This is a genomic window from Streptomyces pseudoechinosporeus, assembly GCF_054783935.1.
In genome coordinates this window covers 159,123-175,509 of record NZ_BAAGPS010000010.1, presented here as the reverse complement: position 1 = coordinate 175,509, position 16,387 = coordinate 159,123, and the positions used below count along the sequence as shown (strand labels likewise).

Sequence of the window (16,387 nt, the reverse complement as noted above, 5' to 3'; positions counted from 1 at the left end):
CCCGATGCCCACGAAGATCGACTACGACTCCAAGATCCCCAACAACGTCGCTCTCGCCGACGACCGCCGTCTGCAGCGGGCGCTGGAGGGCTGGCAGCCCAAGTTCCTCAACTGGTGGGGCGAAATGGGCCCGGAACTGGAGAACCGAGGCGTCTACCTGCGCACCGCCGTGTCGGTCGGTCGCGACGGCTGGGCCCACTTCGACCACGTCAACGTGCCCGACTACCGCTGGGGCATCTTCCTCGCCGAGCGCGACCCCGACCGCCGCGTCGCCTTCGGCGAGCACAAGGGGCAGCCGGTCTGGCAGCAGGTGCCCGGCGAGTACCGCGCCGACCTGCAACGGCTGATCGTCATCCAGGGCGACACCGAGCCGGCCTCCGTCGAGCAGCAGCGCCTCCTCGGCCTGACCGCCCCGAGCCTGTACGACCTGCGCAACCTCTTCCAGGTCAATGTGGAGGAGGGCCGGCACCTGTGGGCGATGGTCTACCTGCTGCACGCCTACTTCGGCCGGGAGGGCCGCGAGGAGGCCGAGGCACTGCTCCACCGCAACTCCGGCAGCCCCGACTCGCCGCGCATCCTGGGCGCGTTCAACGAGGAGACCGCCGACTGGCTGGCCTTCTTCATGTTCACCTACTTCACCGACCGGGACGGCAAGTACCAGCTCGGCTCGCTCAAGGAGAGCGCCTTCGACCCGCTCTCGCGGACCTGCACCTTCATGCTGAAGGAAGAGGCCCACCACATGATGGTCGGCACCACCGGCGTCGACCGCGTGGTGACCCGCAGCGCCCAACTGGTCCGCGAGCACGACACGTTGGACATCGCCGCCTGCGGCGGCATCCCGCTCGACATCATCCAGAAGTACATCAACTTCCACTACACGGTCTCCCTGGACCTCTTCGGCAGCGAGACCTCCACCAACGCCGCGAACTACTACACCGCCGGACTCAAGGGCCGCTGGCAGGAGGAGCGCCGCAAGGACGACCACCGGCTCACCGACCACAGCGCCTTCCTGGACAAGCCGAACGGCGACGGCACCTGGTCCCAGGACGAGGTCCCCGCGCTGCTCGCCCTCAACCTGGACCTGCGCGACGAGTACATCTCCGACTGCGAGAACGGCCTCAAACGCTGGAACCGGATCCTGGAGGAGCACGGGATCGACTTCCGGCTCAGGCTGCCGCACCCTGGCTTCAACCGGAACGTCGGCCTCGCCGCCGGCCACCACGTCACCCCCGACGGCACGATCGTCGACGAGCGGACCTGGGAGGCCGGCCGCCACCACTGGCTGCCCACCGCCGAGGACCTGGCGTTCGTACGGTCGCTGATGCAGCCTGTGTACGAACGCGGCAAGATCGCGAGCTGGGTCGCGCCGCCGGTCAACGGCATCAACGGCCAACCGTTCGACTACGAGTACGTCCGACTGGTGTGAGGTGAGCCGGATGCCTGAGGCGTTCAACACGGCGGACTATCTGGTCGACCGGCACGTGCGGGAGGGCAATGGCGCCCGCACGGCGCTCGTCACTCCCACGCGGACGCTGACCTACGAGCAGCTGTCGGCGGAGGTCCGCCGCGTGGCGGCCGGGCTGCGGGCCCTCGGCGTACGTCCGGAGGAGCGCGTCCTGCTGTGCATGGTGGACGACATCGAGCTCTTCACCGGCATCCTCGCCGCCTTCCACATCGGCGCCGTGGCCGTCCCCGCGTCGACCATGCTCACCGGTCCGGAACTGGGCAAGCTGGTGGCCGACGCGCGCTGCCGGGTGGTGCTGGGCTCCGCCGAGTTCGCGCCGGTCGTACGCGCGGCGCTCCAGCAGGCGCCGGAGGTCGAGCACACCGTCCTGACCGGAGAAGACAGCACAGGACTGCCCGGCCACGTCCAGGGCCGCATCTGGCAGCAGCTGCTGGACGCCGGCACCGGCAGGGACGACGGGCCGTATCCGACCTGGCCGGACTCGCCCGCCCTGTGGCTGTACACGTCGGGCACCACGGGCACGCCCAAGGCGGCCATGCACCGCCACGTCGACATCAAGTTCGTATCGGAGAACTACGGGCAGCGGGTGCTGGGCATCGGCCCGGAGGACCGCTGTCTGTCGGTCGCGAAGCTCTTCTTCGCGTACGGCATCGGCAACTCGCTGTTCTTCCCGCTGGCGGCGGGCGGGACGGCGCTGCTGGAACCTTCCAGGCCGTCTCCCGCGCTGTTTGCGAAGCGGGCGGCCGGCGACCGGGCCACGGTCCTGTTCGGCACCCCCAGTTTCTTCGGGCCGCTGCTCGCGAGCGCCGACATCCCGGACGACGCCTTCGCGACGATACGGATCGGGGTCTCGGCCGGAGAAGCGCTGCCCGCGCGGATGTACGAGGGGATGCTGGAACAGTTCGGTGTGGAGGTGCTCGACGGCATCGGGTCCACCGAGATGCTGCACATCTTCATCTCCAACCGTTCGGGCCGGGTCCACCCCGGCTCCTCCGGCGAACCCGTGCCCGGGTACAAGGTGGAGCTGCGCGACGTCGAGGGCCACGTGGTGGAGGGCGACGGCACACCGGGCGAGCTGTACGTGCGCGGTGAGTCCGCGGCCACCGGCTACTGGTGCCGGGCCGAGACCACCCGTCAGGTCTTCCTCGGCGACTGGGTGCGCACCGGCGACACCTACATCCGCAACGCCGACGGCACCTACACGTGCATGGGCCGCACCAACGACCTGCTCAAGGCGGGCGGCATCTGGGTCGCGCCCGCCGAGGTCGAGGAACGCCTCCTCGCTCATCCGGACGTGGCCGAGGTCGCCGTGGTCGGCGTACCGGACGCGGACGGCCTGGACAAACCGGTCGCCTGCGTGGTGCCCAGGCCCGGGCGTGAGGTCGATCCGGACGCCCTCGTCGCCTGGTGCCGGGAGGGCCTGGCCGCCTTCAAACGCCCGCGCGGGGTGATCGGGCTGCCCGAGCTGCCCCGTACGCCCACCGGCAAGATCCGCCGCAACGTGCTGCGCGCCATGGCCCGCGACGGTTCCTGGGCGGAGGCGCCCTAGGGCCTGTGTCGACAGCGGCGCCTGCCGGCCGACGCCTGGCACGCTCCCCCACTGCCTTAAGGGCGTGGGAGGTGCCCCTACTCGCCGCACCGGGCGAAAGCCCAAGTACGTCCAGTACGAGGGCTTCCACCCGGCACGCCGAGAGCACGCTCCCCCACGCTCGAACCCGAGCTCGCGCGGGGGGACCCCCATCGCCGCCGCCCGGCCCGCCCTTCGGGCGAACGACGCCACTGTCGACACAGGCCCTAGTCGCCGACGACATCAAGCTGACGTTCTCCCTGCCACTCGGCAAGTCACTCTCTTCCCCCTGCATCAAGGAGGACGTGCATGTCCCCGTGCCCCGCGGATCACAGCACGGATCTGCTCATCGTGGGAGCCGGCCCCACCGGCCTGTTCGCCGCCTACTACGCCGGTTTCCGCGGTCTCTCGGTGACCGTGCTGGACTCGCTGCCCGAGCCCGGCGGCCAGATCAACGCCATGTACCCGGAGAAGCAGATCTTCGACATCGCCGGATTCCCGGCGGTACGCGGACGCGAGCTCGTGGACCGGCTCCTGGAGCAGGCCGCACCGTACGACCCCTGCTATCTGCTCGGCCACCGGGCCGAGACGATGCAGCGGATCCCCGGGGCCGGTGGCGGGCCGGACACCTTCACCGTGACTACGCACCAAGGGGCGCTCGTGCGGGCCAGAGCCGTGCTCATCACCGGCGGCATCGGCACCTTCACGCCCCGCCCTCTGCCGGCCGCCGCCGCGTACGAGGGAGCCGGTCTGGCGTACTTCGTGCGCAGGCCGGACGACTACGCGGGCCGGGAGGTGGTGATCGTCGGGGGCGGTGACAGCGCCTTCGACTGGGCACTCACCCTGCACCCACTGGCCGCCTCCGTGACCTTGGTCCACCGTCGCGACACCTTCCGCGCGCACCCGGCCACCGTGGCCGCCGTACGGGCCGCGGGCGTGGAGATCCTCACCGAAGCCGAGCTGTCGAAGGTCATCGGCGACGGCGGGGACATCGAGGCCGTGGAGATCACCCGGCGCGACGGGCAGACGCACCGCCTGCCCTGCCGGGGGATCATCGCCGCCCTCGGCTTCACCGCCAACCTCGGCCCGCTGCTGGGCTGGGGCATCGACATCGCCCACCGGCGCCACATCCCGGTCGATTCGGCCATGCGGACCTCTCTCCCGGGGGTCTACGCGGCCGGGGACATCAACGACTACCCCGGCAAGGTGCGGCTGATCGCGGTCGGCTTCGGGGAGGCGGCGACCGCCGTCAACAACGCCGCGCACCACATCGACCCCGAGCAGCCGGTGTTCCCCGGCCACTCCACCGACGTACCCACGGCGGCCCCCGCCGTCGCGTAGCACCGAAGAGGACCGATAGCCCATGCCCTACGTCATAGCCGAGCCGTGCATCGACGTCATGGACCGCTCCTGTATGGAGGAGTGCCCCGTCGACTGCATCTACGAAGGCGACCGCAAGCTCTACATCAACCCGATGGAATGCATCGACTGTGGCAACTGTGAGCCCGTCTGCCCGGTCCAGGCGATCTCCCAGGACCGCCGGGTGCCACCGGAGCTGAAGGACTTCGTCGCCGACAACAAGCGGTTCTTCACCGAGTCCCTGCCGGGCCGCGACGAGCCGATCGGCCTGCCGGGCGGCGCCGCCGGCCACGGCCCGGTCGGCGCGGACACCGAACTCGTCGCCGGGTACGACCCGCGCGGCTGAACACTCTGTGAGGGAGGCGCCGTGATCGACGGCGAGACCGTGGTCGACGCGCACGTCCATGCCCCGAGGCTGTCCACACTCAAACCGGCCTGGTTCGAGTGGGCGGACACGTTCTCCGGCGACCACCCGTGGCGCGAGGCCTACGACGAGCGTGGCGACCCCGTTCCCGAGCGGCTGGACGCCCTGCTGGAGTCCGAGGGCGTGGACCGTGCGCTGCTGTTCTGCGAGTACAGCCCACGCGCCACCGGGATCCAGCCGATCGAGGACCTGCTGCCGATCGTCGCGTACAACCCGGTCCGCTTCCGCCTGGTGGCCAACGTCAACCCGCACTTGCACCACCCGCTGGTGACGGAGGCCGAACGCCAGCTGGACCTGGGCGCGGTCGCGCTCAAACTGCACCCCGTGCACGGCGGATTCGACCCGGCCGACAAGGAGTTCTACCCGCTGTACGCGCTCTGCGCCGAGCGCGGCGTCCCGGTCGTCGTGCACTCGGGCACCTCCAGCTTCCCGGGCGCCCGCGCCCGGTACGGTGATCCGCAGCTCCTGCTCGACGCCGTGGAGGACTTCCCGGACGTGCAGTTCGTCTTCGCCCACGGCGGGCGGGGCTGGTGGTACGACACCGCGGCGTTCCTCGCCCTGGCCAGACCCAATGTCTGGCTGGACCTCGCCGGACTGCCCCCGCGGAAACTGCCCGAGTACTACGCCCGGTTCGGCCTGGCGAGGCTGGCCACCCGGTGGATCTTCGGCACCGATTGGCCGGGGGTGCCCGGCGCCTCCCGCAACATCGCCGCGCTGCGTGCGCTGGGCCTGCCCGCGGACACCGTGCGTGCCGTGCTGTCCGGCAACGCGGCCAAGGTCTTCCCCGGCCTCGGAGTGTAAGGACATGACGATGGGTCAGCAGTAAGCCGGGCGGTTCGGTACGGTGCGCCCGCGCGGTCTCACCTCTCGCCGTGCCCCTCGGCCAGCTCTTCCCAGCGCCGCAGCGCCACCGGATTCCACTCGGCGTGCCTGCTGTGGAAGAGTTCGGCCGCCTTGGCGCCGCTCCAGCCCGGAGGTAGCAGCTTCGACGGAAGCCGCGGATCGAGGAACGGGAAGCGGCGCCACTCGTGCACCAGCATGGTCTGCGCATGCAGGACGGCGTCACCGTCGGCGGGGCGCAGCCCGGTGAACTCGTCGATGAACGCCTCGTAGCGGTCCTCCACCTCGCTGAGGTCCCAGGCTCGGGCCACCATGGCCGCCTCGCTGCCCACGGCACCGTACGTGGCGGTGAAGGACATCGCGTCGTCGGCGAGCCCGAGTTCCTTCAGGACGCCGAGCGCCTCCGCCTCACGGTCGGCGTGGGGCGTGATCCACACACCGGGCTCCGGAGAGCCGAAGCCGGCCCAGGTGAGCCGGGTACGCACCCGGTGCCGCAGATCCCGCTTGGCCTCCGGCACCGAGACGAGGACCACCAGCCAGGTGCCGTCCCAGGGGCGTTCCCCGCTGCCGAAGTCGTAGATGCGCTGCGCGCCTTCGGTCAGCAGCCGCCGCCCCGGCGGGGTGAGCGCCCAGCGGACGCGGCGTCCCATCCGCTCGGAGGCCAGCCAGCCCTCTGCCGCGGTCCGGGCGAGCGACTGGCGGGCCGACTTCTCCTCGACACCGAACATCGCCAGCGCGTCCACCAGCGCGGAGGTCCACACCGGCGTGCCGTTGGGCAGTACGTACTCGCCGAGCATGGTCATCAGCAGCGACCGCGCGCTGGCGTCACCGACCTCCCGGCGCCGGCTGACCACCGGCCGTGCGCTCCCCGCTGCGGCCCGGTCGGCACGCTCCCTCCGGCCCGGTCCGCGCGCCGCACGATCCACCATGGTCCTTCACTTCCCTTACTGCCGGCCGATCCGATGTATCACGCCGTCACGTGACATCGACGTCACCAGCGTATCCAGGGCGCTCCGGCACGACGGCCCGGAGCCAAGCCCCTCCCCAGGGAGCCGCCCCCTCCTTACACAATATCTTGTCGTTACGGAAATTATCAGTAGAGTGTCAGTCGCGTCGGCGGGCCGGCCGACCAGAACGAGCGAGGTGGCAGCCATGCCGGTCTATGCCCTCGGACCCGACGAGCCGGACATCGATTCCAGCGCCTTTGTCCACCCGGACGCGGTCGTGATCGGGCGTGTGTCGATCGGCGCGGAGGCCAGCGTCTGGCCCGGGGCGGTCCTGCGCGGAGACCTCGGCGGCCGTATCGAGGTCGGCGCCCGCACCAGCATCCAGGACGGCACCGTGCTGCACACCACCGAGCAGTGGCCGACCGTGATCGGAGCCGAGTGCGTGGTCGGCCACAACGCCCACCTGGAGGGCTGCACCGTGGAGCGCCGCTGCCTGATCGGCTCCGGCTCCATCGTCCTGAACCGGGCCACCGTGCGTGAGGGTGCGGTGGTCGGCGCCGCCGCACTGGTCCCCGAGGACTTCGAGGTCCCGCCCAAGACCATGGCGCTCGGCGTCCCTATACGGCTGCGCGGGACACCGGTCGATCCGTCCTGGGTGGAGTACGCCGTACGCACCTACCGGGACGCCGGCGCGCGCTATCGGCGTGATCTCCGGCGCATCGACCGTTGAGAGCCATCGACCGCTGAGAGCACGAAAGGTGGGCCCGCCGTGGCCGCGAAACTGCACAGCTACCTGGCCGGTGACTGGTATGAGGCATCCGACGAGGGGCGTCCCCTGCTGGACGCGGCGACCGGCGCCGAGGTGGCCCGGCTCTCGATGCGAGCCGTCGATGCCGCAGCCGTGCTGCGCCACGCGCGGGAGGTGGGCGGCCCGGCCCTGCGCGAGCTGACCTTCCACCAGCGCGCCGGTCTGATCAAGTCGTTGGGCAAGCACCTGTCCGCGCACACCGACGAGTTCCACGCACTGTCCACCCGCACCGGAGCGACCCGCCGCGACTCCACGCTCGACGTCGACGGCGGCATCGCGGTGCTCTTCGTCTACGGCAGCAAGGGCGCCCGGGAACTGCCCGACGGGCATGTCCTGCCCGACGGCGACATGGAACCGATCGGCAAACAGGGCACTTTCGCCGTGCGCCACGTCCATGTGCCGCGGCAGGGCGCGGCCGTGCAGATCAACGCATTCAACTTTCCCGTGTGGGGCATGCTGGAGAAGCTCGCGCCGGCTCTGCTGGCGGGCCTGCCGTCCGTGGTGAAACCCGCGGGCCAGACCGCCTACCTGACGGAGCTGGTGTTCCGCCGCATCATCGAGTCCGGCATCCTCCCCGAAGGCGCCGTCCAGCTGATCTGCGCCCCACCGGACGGCATCCTCGACGCGCTCACGGGACAGGACGTGCTCAGCGTCACTGGGTCCGCCGCGACCGCCCGAACCCTGCGCAGCCACCCGGCCGTCGCCGGCCGCGCCGTCCGCTTCAACGCCGAGGCCGACTCCCTGAACTGCGCGGTCCTCGGCCCGGACGCCAGGCCCGGTACCCCCGAGTTCAACCTGTTCACGCAGACTCTGGTCACCGAGATGACGGTCAAGGCCGGGCAGAAGTGCACCGCGATCCGCCGCGCTCTGGTGCCCGCCGGCCTCATCGACGACGTACAGGAAGCGGTCTGCGCCGAGCTGGCCGATCTACGCGTCGGCAACCCCGCCGATCCCACGGTCGCCATGGGCCCCCTGGCCGGACTCGGGCAACGGGAGGAGGTGCTGCGCGCGCTCAAGGCGCTCACGACAGCGGCCCGCCTCGTCCACGGCGACCCCGACCGGTTCGAAGTCCTGGACGGCGACCCGGAACGCGGCGCCTTTCTCCCGCCGCTGCTGCTGCGCTGCGACGACCCCGACCGGGCCGAGCCGCATGAGGTCGAGGCGTTCGGCCCAGTCAGCACCCTTCTGCCGTACGACGGAACCGCCGCCCACGCGGTCACGCTGGCCGCACGCGGCGAGGGCAGCCTCGTCGGCTCGGTCGTCACCCACGACCCCGGCTTCGCCCGAGAGGCCCTGCTCGGGGCCGCCCCCTGGCACGGTCGCCTGCTGCTCCTCGACCGCACCGACGCCGGCGAGTCCACCGGCCACGGCTCACCGCTCCCGCACACCGTGCACGGCGGCCCCGGCCGAGCGGGCGGCGGCGAGGAACTCGGCGGCATCCGCAGCGTGCTGCACCACATGCAGCGCACCGCCGTCCAGGGGCCGCCCGCCCTCCTCTCGACACTCACCGGGCCCGCCCCGGTCACGACCACTGAGCCACAGGGCCAGGAGTAACACCATGGCCGATCCCGACGAGCGCGCATCACCTGCACGCGCACCTACGCGCTCACCGGATCACCTTCCGCCCCGGGCACGGCCTCCTCGGCCTCCTCCGGGGACAGGTCGCCGAGGTAGGCCGCCCGCACCGCCGGATCGGCGCGTACCTCGTCCGGGGTGCCGACGCTGATCCGGCAGCCGAAGTCGAGGACGACGACCTGGTCGCAGACGCTCATGACCATGTCCACGTCGTGCTCGACGAGCAGTACGCCCATGCCCCAGTCCTCGGCGAGTCGCCGTACCAGTCGGGCCAGTTCACGGGTCTCGTCGTCCGACAGCCCGGCCGCCGGCTCGTCGAGCAGGAGGACGGACGGTGAGGTCGCCACCGCGCGGGCGATGGCCAGCAGCCGTCGCTCCCCGTACGAGAGGTCGCCCACCGAACGGTCCAGACTGCTCTCAAGGCCGAACTCCCTTACCGCGACGAGTACTTGGGCGGGCAGGGGGCGGTTTCCTGGACGTATCAGGTCCTTGAGATACGTCCACGGGCCGGGGCGGTCGCAGGCGGCGTACAGGTTGTCCAGGACGGTCATGTCCTCGAAGAGTTCCAGTGACTGGAAGGACCGGCTCAGGCCCGCGCGGGCGCGCAGATGCACGGCGGTGCCGGTCAGGTCCCGGTCGCCGAGGCGGACGTTGCCGGAGGCGGGCCGGGTGAAGCCGGTGACGGCGTCGATGGCGGAGGTCTTGCCCGCGCCGTTCGGGCCGATGAGGCCGGTGACCCGGCCGGGCTCGATGGCGAAGGAGAGGTCGTCGACCGCGACGACACCCCCGTAGCGCACGGTCAGGTGGGTGACATGGAGGGGGAGGGGCGCCGCACGGTGGGCGTTCGGCGCGGCCTCGGGAAGCGTCGCGTGCGGGCTCGTCGATTCCTCGGAGCGCCGCCGGGGCAGCTTGCGCTCGACTGCCGCCACCTGCTTGCCGAGCCCTTGACCGATCCCGTCCTGGTTGCCCACCAGGGTGAGCAGCAGAATGATCCCGCCGATCAGCGGCATCCACTCGCTCAGCCCCGGCACCACCAGATCCCCGAAGCGGGCGCCGACCGTGCCCGCGGCGAACGTGGCGCCGAACAGCGGGCCGACGAGGAAACCGACCCCGCCGATGACCGCAAGGCCGAGCGCGGTGATGGAGTCGAAGGCCGCGAAGTCCGTGAAGACCACCGAGGTCGAGCGGAAGCCGGTGAGCACGCCCGCGAGTGCGGCGATCGCCGCCGACACCCCGAACGCGTACAGCTTCGTGGCGCGTACGCCGATGCCGAGTGCGGCGGCGGCCCGCTCGTTGGCGCGGACCGCGATCAGCCGGCGGCCGGTCCGGCTGCGCCGGATGTTGGCCACCACCAGCGCGGCGCCGATGAAGAGGAGCAGCACCAGGGCCGCGTACCGCTGCGGATGGTCGACGCCGGAGATGTCGATGCCGAACAGCGTCTGTTTGCCCACCGCGATGCCGTCGCTGCCGGGGGTGGTGGCGAGGTCGGTGTTCTGGAAGACCATCACCTCCAGCGTGGTGCCGAGGCCGAGGGTGATGATCGCGAGGTTGACTCCACGGGTGCGGACCGCGGGCAGGGCGAACAGCAGGCCGATCGGTACGGTCCCCAACACACCGGCGAGCAGGGCGAGTTCGAAGGGCCAGCCCCAGTCGGCGACCGCATGTCCCGCGATGAAGGCGCCGGTTCCGGCGAGTGCGTATGCCGCGAGGGAGACCTGTCCCGCGTAGCCGGTGACCACGACGATCGACAGGATGATCAGGGAGAGCACCAGGGTGTTGGTGATCGCGTCGGCCCACTGTGGCGTGGACAGTGCCACCAGCAGCAGGGCGACCGCGACGGTGACGGCCAGTGCCACCGGCCGTACGCGTCCGGTGCCGAGCGTCGGCAGCCGGTCGAGGAACGTGCCGCGCAGCGGCAGCGCCCGGCCGCGGGCCACCAGGACCAGGGCGATGACGAGGAACGGCACCGACGCCGCGAGGCCCGTGATGTCCGTGCCGAAACGGGTCAGTTCGGACTGCACGATGCCGATGACGAGGCCGCCCGCCAGGGTGACGGGGAACGAGGAGAACCTGCCGACCAGGGCGGCGGCCAGCGCGCTCAGCAGGAGCGTGGTCAGTCCGTTCACGGACAGGCCGATGACCGGCACGATCAGGATGCCGGTGAGACCCGCGAGTGCCGAGCCGAGTCCCCAGTTGGCGGCGGCGATCAGATCCGCGGACCAGCCGAGCGAGGAGGCGGCGCTCTGGTTCTCGGCGACCGCCGTGGTGCCGAGCCCGAACATGCTGTGTTTGTAGAGGAGATGGAGCGCGACGGTGATGGCGATCGCGATCCCGAGCAGCCAGACCCGGTCCTCGGACACCGTCGCCCCGGCCACTTCCAGCAGGTCGGACGGCAGTTTGCCGGGCACGAGCTGCACGCTGTCGCCGTACCGTTTGACGGCCGCGGCGGTGAGCACGATGAACACCGCCAGCGTGCCCACCAGCCGGGCCAGCGAGGAGGCCCGGCGCAGCGGGCGCATCACCAGCAGATGGGTGAGCACCCCCAGCAGCCCGGCCACCAGGACCCCGCAGCCGACGGCGGTCCAGTAGGGCACGCCGTTCTGCACGGCGAGTTCCCATTGCACATAGGCGCCGGCCATCCCGATCGCGCCGTGCGCGAAGTTCAGGACGCCGGAGCCTCGGTAGATCAGCACGATGCCTTGGGCGGTGAGCGCGTAGAGCGCACCGAGCCCGAGGCCCAGAAGCGCGAAGCGCAGGATGTCGTCCACCAGATGAACCTCCAGGGCTTCATGAGTAGCGAACGCCGGGGGGCGCGGCAAGACCGTACAGCACATTTATTTAAATAATTCTGGCAAGAGTACTTCTCTAACCAAAGGTCGCGCCCCATGCTGGTGCCGTCTTCACCGTCGCCCGTCCGGGGCGCGAGCTTTCGCGGAGGAACCATGAACGACTCACGCCGGCGCAGAAGTACCGCAGCGAGCTGTCTCGCGATGACCGGAGCCCTGCTCATCGCGGGCTGCGGAGGTGGCGAGGAGGAGGAGCCCGCGGGCAGCGCGGCCGCGTCCTCGCTGACCGGCACACCGGTCAAGGTGATGGTCTGGGCACCGGAGAACACCCAGGGCAGCGCGCAGCCCGGCGTCAGGATCACGGCCCAGGCGTACGAGAAGTGGATCAACGCGAACGGCGGCATCAAGGGCGGCCCGCTCAAGGTCATCACCTGCAACGAGAAGAACGACCCCGACGAGGCCGAGAACTGCGCCCAGCAGGCGGTCAGCGAAAAGGTGGTCGCGGTGGTCGGCTCGTACAGCCTCGCCGGGGACCGCTATATGCCGATCCTGGAGAAGGCCGGCATCCCCTACATCGGCGGGACCGGAGTGTCGGCCGCGGAGTTCTCCAACCCGCTGTCCTTCCCGGTCAACGGCGGCACTCCCGTGGTCTTCGCCGCGCACGGCCGTCAGCTGGTGGAGGCGGGCTGCAAGAAGATCTCCGGTGTGCGGTACGACGTCGCCGCCGCCGCGATCGTCACGCAGTTCCTCGGCCTCGGCGTGGTCTCCGCCGGAGGGAAGCCGCCCAAGGACCTGAAGGTGCCGGTCACCGCCACCGACCTCGCCCCGCAGGTGGCCGAGGCGACCAGGGACAGCGACTGCGTGAGCGTCATCCTGGGCACGCACTCGGACCTGTTCGTGAAGGCGTATCTGCAGTCCGGCGCCAAGACCGAGCTCGGCAGCGTCGTCGGCAACCTCACCCCCGAGCTGGCCGAGACCACCGGCGGCAGCGGCAGCCCGCTGGACGGCTCCGCCATCACCGGCTACTACCCGCCGGTCTCCGACCCCGCCTGGAAGGACGCCGTCGCCGCCACCGAGGGCAAGGACATCGACCTCTCCAACGGGGCCAACGCGACGACCTGGGTGGCGTTCAAGGTCTTCAGCGAGGCCGCCGCGAAGCTGCCGGAGATCACATCCAAGGCCCTGGTCGAGGAGCTCAACACCGCGAAGGGTATCGACACCGGTGGCCTGACCCCGCCGCTGACCTGGACGTCCGCGACCGCCCTGCCCATGAAGGGCCTCAACCGCATCCACAACACCACCGCCACCGAACTGGTGCTGCGCGACGGCAAGATCGAGTGGGCCGAGTCCGGGTCGGACTTCGTCGACGTACGGAAGGCACTGACCGCGTCGGCCGGCTGAACAAGGTCGGCCAGTCCGCAAAGCGGCAACTACGGAAGGAGAAGTCCTGTGTCCACCAGCGCACCCGACCGCCCCGGCGCCGCAGCCGAAGCGCCCGCGGAGCCCCTGATCGCGACCCGCGCCCTGTCCGCCGGGTACGGCACCCAGCCCGTCGTACGCGACCTCGACATCGAGGTGCGGCCCGGTGAGGTCGTCGCGCTGCTCGGCCCCAACGGTGCGGGCAAGACGACGACGCTGCGTGTGCTGGCGGGCGATCTGGCCCCGATGAGCGGCGAGGTGCGCTGGCTGGGCGGCGTGGGCCGGGCGCCGCTGCACCGCCGGGCCCGGCAGGGCCTCGCGTACGTCGGTGAGCGCGCGGTCTTCACCCGGCTCGACGTGGCCGAGAACCTGCGGGTCGGCCGGGTGGAGGCGGCCCGCGCCCTGGAGCTGTTCCCCGAACTGGAGAAACGGCTCAGGACCGGCGCGGGCATGCTCTCCGGCGGCGAGCAGCAGATGCTCTCGCTGGCACGCGCCCTGTGCCGGTCGCCCCGGCTGCTCCTCGCCGACGAACTGTCGCTCGGGCTCGCCCCGTTGGTGGTCGAGCGCCTGCTGCGCGCGGTGCGCGAAGCCGCCGACCGGGGCCTTGGGGCGCTCCTGGTCGAGCAGCACGTACGCAAGGTGCTGGACATCGCGGACCGGGTGTACGTGCTGCGCCGGGGCCGTATCGAGATGACCGGCACTCCGCGGGAACTGCGCGAGAACCTGGACGCCGTCGAGTCCTCCTACCTCGCCCGGCCGGGGACCGCGGCGTCCACGTGAGCGTCACGGGATCCTTCAGGCGTTCCGTCTCCTTCAGGACAGGCAGCCGACGTGTGCGAGGGCCTGCTTGAGGAGGACTCCCTGCCCGCCCGGCATCTCGCTCAGGACCAGTGCCTCCGAGGCTTCCTGAGGGCTGAACCAGACCAGGTCCAGAGCGTCCTGGCGGGGACGGCAGTCGCCGGTCACCGGGACGATGTAGGCGAGGGCGACCGCGTGCTGGCGGGGGTCGTGGAACGGCGTGAACCCCTGCGTCGGGAAGTACTCGGCGACGGTGAAGGGCTGAAGGGAGGCCGGCACCTGGGGCAGTGCCATCGGGCCGAGGTCCTTCTCCAGGTGGCGCAGGAGGGCGTCCCGGACGCGTTCGTGGTGCAGTACGCGGCCGGAGACGAGGGTACGGCTGACCGTGCCGTCCGGCCCGATGCGCAGCAGGAGCCCGATGCTCGTGACCTCGCCGCTGTCGTCGACTCTCACGGGTACGGCCTCGACGTACAGGATCGGCATGTGGGCGCGCGCGTACTCGAGTTCGTCGGGACTCAGCCAGCCGGGCGTGGTTTCGGTCATGTCAGACATTCACTGATCATACTTTCCACGCCTCAGCTTCCGCTCCCGCACAGCTCGGCGAAGCGCCTCACGTCGATGTTGCCGCCGGAGACGATCACGCCGACGCGGGGCGGGAGCCGGTCGACGCGACCGGCCAGCAGGGCGGCCAGGCCGGTGGCGCCGCTGGGCTCGACGATGATCTTCAGCCGTTCGAAGGCGAACCGCATCGCGTCGCGGATCTCGTCGTCGGTGACCAGGAAGATGTCGTCGACCAGGCGCTTGTTGACGGAGAAGGTCAGCTCGCCGGGGATGTTCGCCGCCTGGCCGTCGGCGATCGTACGCGGCACCGGGATGGAGACGCGTCGGCCGGCCTCGATGGAACGCTTGGTGTCGTCTCCGGCCTCCGGCTCGATGCCGATCACCCGGATCCCGCTGTGCAGGCCCTTGGCCGCGGTGGCGCTGCCCGCGATCAGCCCGCCCCCGCCGACCGGCGTGATCAGGGCGTCCAACTCCCCGGCCTCCTCGATCAGTTCGAGGGCCGCGGTGCCCTGTCCCGCGATCACATGCGGATGCTCGTACGGCGGGATGAGCACAAGGCCGCGGTCGGCGGCGAGGGCCTCGCCGATGGCCTCACGGTTACCGGTGTAGCGGTCGTACGTGACGATCTCCGCGCCGTAACCGGCGGTGGCGTCCATCTTCGACTGAGGCGTGTCCTCCGGCATGAGGATCACCGCGGTGGTGCCCAGCTCCCGTGCGGCGAGGGCGACGGCCTGGGCGTGGTTGCCCGAGGAGTAGGCGGCGATGCCCTTGGCCAGCTGCTCCAGTGACAGGCGGGAGGCGGTGTTGTAGGCGCCGCGGAACTTGAACGCGCCGATGCGCTGGAAGTTCTCGCACTTCAGGAAGACCTGGGCGCCGACGAGCGCGTCCAGGGTGCGGGAACGCAGTACGGGGGTGCGGTGGGCCACGCCCTTGATCTGTGCGGCGGCGTCGCGGACGTCGTCGAGGGTGACCGGGGGAGTGTGCGTCATGGCTGGGCTCCTTCGGGGGGTGTGGCGCCGGGCTCGGTGTCGTCCGTCGTGGACGCGTCGCTCGGCGGCGTGCGGGATGTCGCCCTGGCATCGGACAGGTAGTTGTAGGCGGAGGCGCGGGAGATGCCGAGCCGGGCGGCGACCTGCTCGACCGCGCGTCGTACGGCGAAGACACCGCGTTCGTCCAGGCTGCGGAACAACTCGAGACGCTGGGCGCGGTCGAGTTCGGACCAGGTCCTGTTCTGCCGCAGCTGATGGCTGTCGACGATGGCGTCCACCACGGAACCGATGTCGTTGCCGAACGTCGTGGTCGGCACGTCGGCCGGTCCTGCGGCGACCCCCGCGATCTCGCCGATCAGGGCGTGGGCCTGGTTGACGGCGGTGATGTCGAGATTGACGCACAGGGCGCCGAACACCGTGCCGGTGGAGTCGCGCAGGACCATCGTCGACGACTTGACGATCTTCCCCGTCCGAGTGCGGGTGAGGTAGTTCAGCTCGTCGCTCGCCTCGTCGCCGCGGGCGAGGATGCCCATCCCGATCTCGCTCATCGACCCACCGACCCCGCGCCCGGTGACCGATCCCGCGATGGCGACCACGGATTTCTCCGGCCGCCGGAAGTCGTGCACGACCACCTCGCAGAACGAGCCGAGTGTCGCTGCGATGCCGTCGATGACGGGGGTGAGCGCGGCGATGATCGCGTCCTGCTCGTCGGTGTCGGTCGACATCGCGTGCTCCAGGGTCTGAATGATTGGGCCTGGACTATTGGTCCAGCACCTGGACTACACGTCCAGAACGGGTTCTGTACGGTGCTCATCCGGCCATCCCCCACATATGCCGGTGGCGACCGCA

14 protein-coding genes are annotated in these 16,387 nt (G+C 70.7%); 9 read left to right on the top strand and 5 right to left on the bottom strand.

What is annotated here, in order from left to right:
* Positions 1-4 precede the first annotated feature (4 nt).
* From boxB to ACYVO6_RS15990, 5 genes are all read left to right on the top strand, one after another.
* Entirely contained in the window at positions 5-1,426 is a 1,422-nt protein-coding gene (gene boxB, locus ACYVO6_RS16010) for a benzoyl-CoA 2,3-epoxidase subunit BoxB (protein WP_461061691.1), read from the top strand.
* Positions 1,427-1,436: 10 nt separating this feature from the next.
* Positions 1,437-3,014, top strand: coding sequence for a benzoate-CoA ligase family protein (locus ACYVO6_RS16005; RefSeq protein WP_461061689.1), 1,578 nt, complete (start codon positions 1,437-1,439; stop codon positions 3,012-3,014).
* A 327-nt stretch (positions 3,015-3,341) separates the two neighbouring features.
* A complete protein-coding gene (locus ACYVO6_RS16000; RefSeq protein ID WP_461061687.1) occupies positions 3,342-4,373 on the top strand; it encodes an NAD(P)/FAD-dependent oxidoreductase in 1,032 nt (343 codons plus the stop codon).
* 22 nt (positions 4,374-4,395) lie between these two features.
* Positions 4,396-4,737 carry a ferredoxin gene (fdxA, locus tag ACYVO6_RS15995; protein ID WP_443232172.1) on the top strand — a complete coding sequence of 114 codons (342 nt, stop codon included), beginning with the start codon at positions 4,396-4,398 and terminating at the stop codon, positions 4,735-4,737.
* Positions 4,738-4,758: 21 nt separating this feature from the next.
* Positions 4,759-5,616, top strand: coding sequence for an amidohydrolase family protein (locus ACYVO6_RS15990; protein WP_461061685.1), 858 nt, complete (start codon positions 4,759-4,761; stop codon positions 5,614-5,616).
* Positions 5,617-5,675: 59 nt separating this feature from the next.
* Here the strand turns inward: ACYVO6_RS15990 and ACYVO6_RS15985 are convergent, their stop codons facing one another.
* Positions 5,676-6,584 (bottom strand): PaaX family transcriptional regulator, encoded by a 909-nt coding sequence (locus ACYVO6_RS15985; protein ID WP_461061683.1) that lies wholly within the window; start codon positions 6,582-6,584, stop codon positions 5,676-5,678.
* Between the two features lie 223 nt (positions 6,585-6,807).
* Here ACYVO6_RS15985 and ACYVO6_RS15980 point away from each other — a divergent pair, with 223 nt between their 5' ends.
* The gene (locus ACYVO6_RS15980; RefSeq protein ID WP_461061681.1) at positions 6,808-7,332 is read left to right on the top strand and encodes a gamma carbonic anhydrase family protein; all 525 of its coding nucleotides are present in this window, start codon (positions 6,808-6,810) and stop codon (positions 7,330-7,332) included.
* A 39-nt stretch (positions 7,333-7,371) separates the two neighbouring features.
* Complete coding sequence (paaZ, locus tag ACYVO6_RS15975; protein WP_461061679.1) at positions 7,372-8,964, top strand: phenylacetic acid degradation bifunctional protein PaaZ; 1,593 nt, start codon at positions 7,372-7,374, stop codon at positions 8,962-8,964.
* 44 nt (positions 8,965-9,008) lie between these two features.
* Here paaZ and ACYVO6_RS15970 read toward each other — a convergent pair whose 3' ends face one another.
* Positions 9,009-11,753, bottom strand: coding sequence for an ABC transporter permease subunit (locus ACYVO6_RS15970; RefSeq protein WP_461061677.1), 2,745 nt, complete (start codon positions 11,751-11,753; stop codon positions 9,009-9,011).
* Positions 11,754-11,927: 174 nt separating this feature from the next.
* Between ACYVO6_RS15970 and ACYVO6_RS15965 the strand changes: the two genes are divergently transcribed.
* Entirely contained in the window at positions 11,928-13,172 is a 1,245-nt protein-coding gene (locus ACYVO6_RS15965; protein ID WP_461061675.1) for an ABC transporter substrate-binding protein, read from the top strand.
* Positions 13,173-13,220: 48 nt separating this feature from the next.
* Entirely contained in the window at positions 13,221-13,970 is a 750-nt protein-coding gene (locus tag ACYVO6_RS15960; protein ID WP_461061673.1) for an ABC transporter ATP-binding protein, read from the top strand.
* A gap of 33 nt (positions 13,971-14,003) precedes the next feature.
* Here ACYVO6_RS15960 and ACYVO6_RS15955 read toward each other — a convergent pair whose 3' ends face one another.
* From ACYVO6_RS15955 to ACYVO6_RS15945, 3 genes are read right to left on the bottom strand one after another with little or no spacing between them, the layout of a single operon-like run.
* On the bottom strand, positions 14,004-14,531 hold the full coding sequence (locus ACYVO6_RS15955; RefSeq protein ID WP_461061894.1) for an NUDIX hydrolase family protein: 528 nt from the start codon (positions 14,529-14,531) through the stop codon (positions 14,004-14,006).
* Between the two features lie 32 nt (positions 14,532-14,563).
* Positions 14,564-15,538, bottom strand: a complete 975-nt coding sequence (locus ACYVO6_RS15950) for a threo-3-hydroxy-L-aspartate ammonia-lyase (RefSeq protein WP_461061671.1) — start codon at positions 15,536-15,538, stop codon at positions 14,564-14,566.
* Positions 15,535-16,263 carry a helix-turn-helix transcriptional regulator gene (locus tag ACYVO6_RS15945; protein ID WP_461061669.1) on the bottom strand — a complete coding sequence of 243 codons (729 nt, stop codon included), beginning with the start codon at positions 16,261-16,263 and terminating at the stop codon, positions 15,535-15,537. Before ACYVO6_RS15945 ends, ACYVO6_RS15950 begins: the two co-directional genes overlap by 4 nt.
* Between the last annotated feature and the right edge of the window lie 124 nt (positions 16,264-16,387).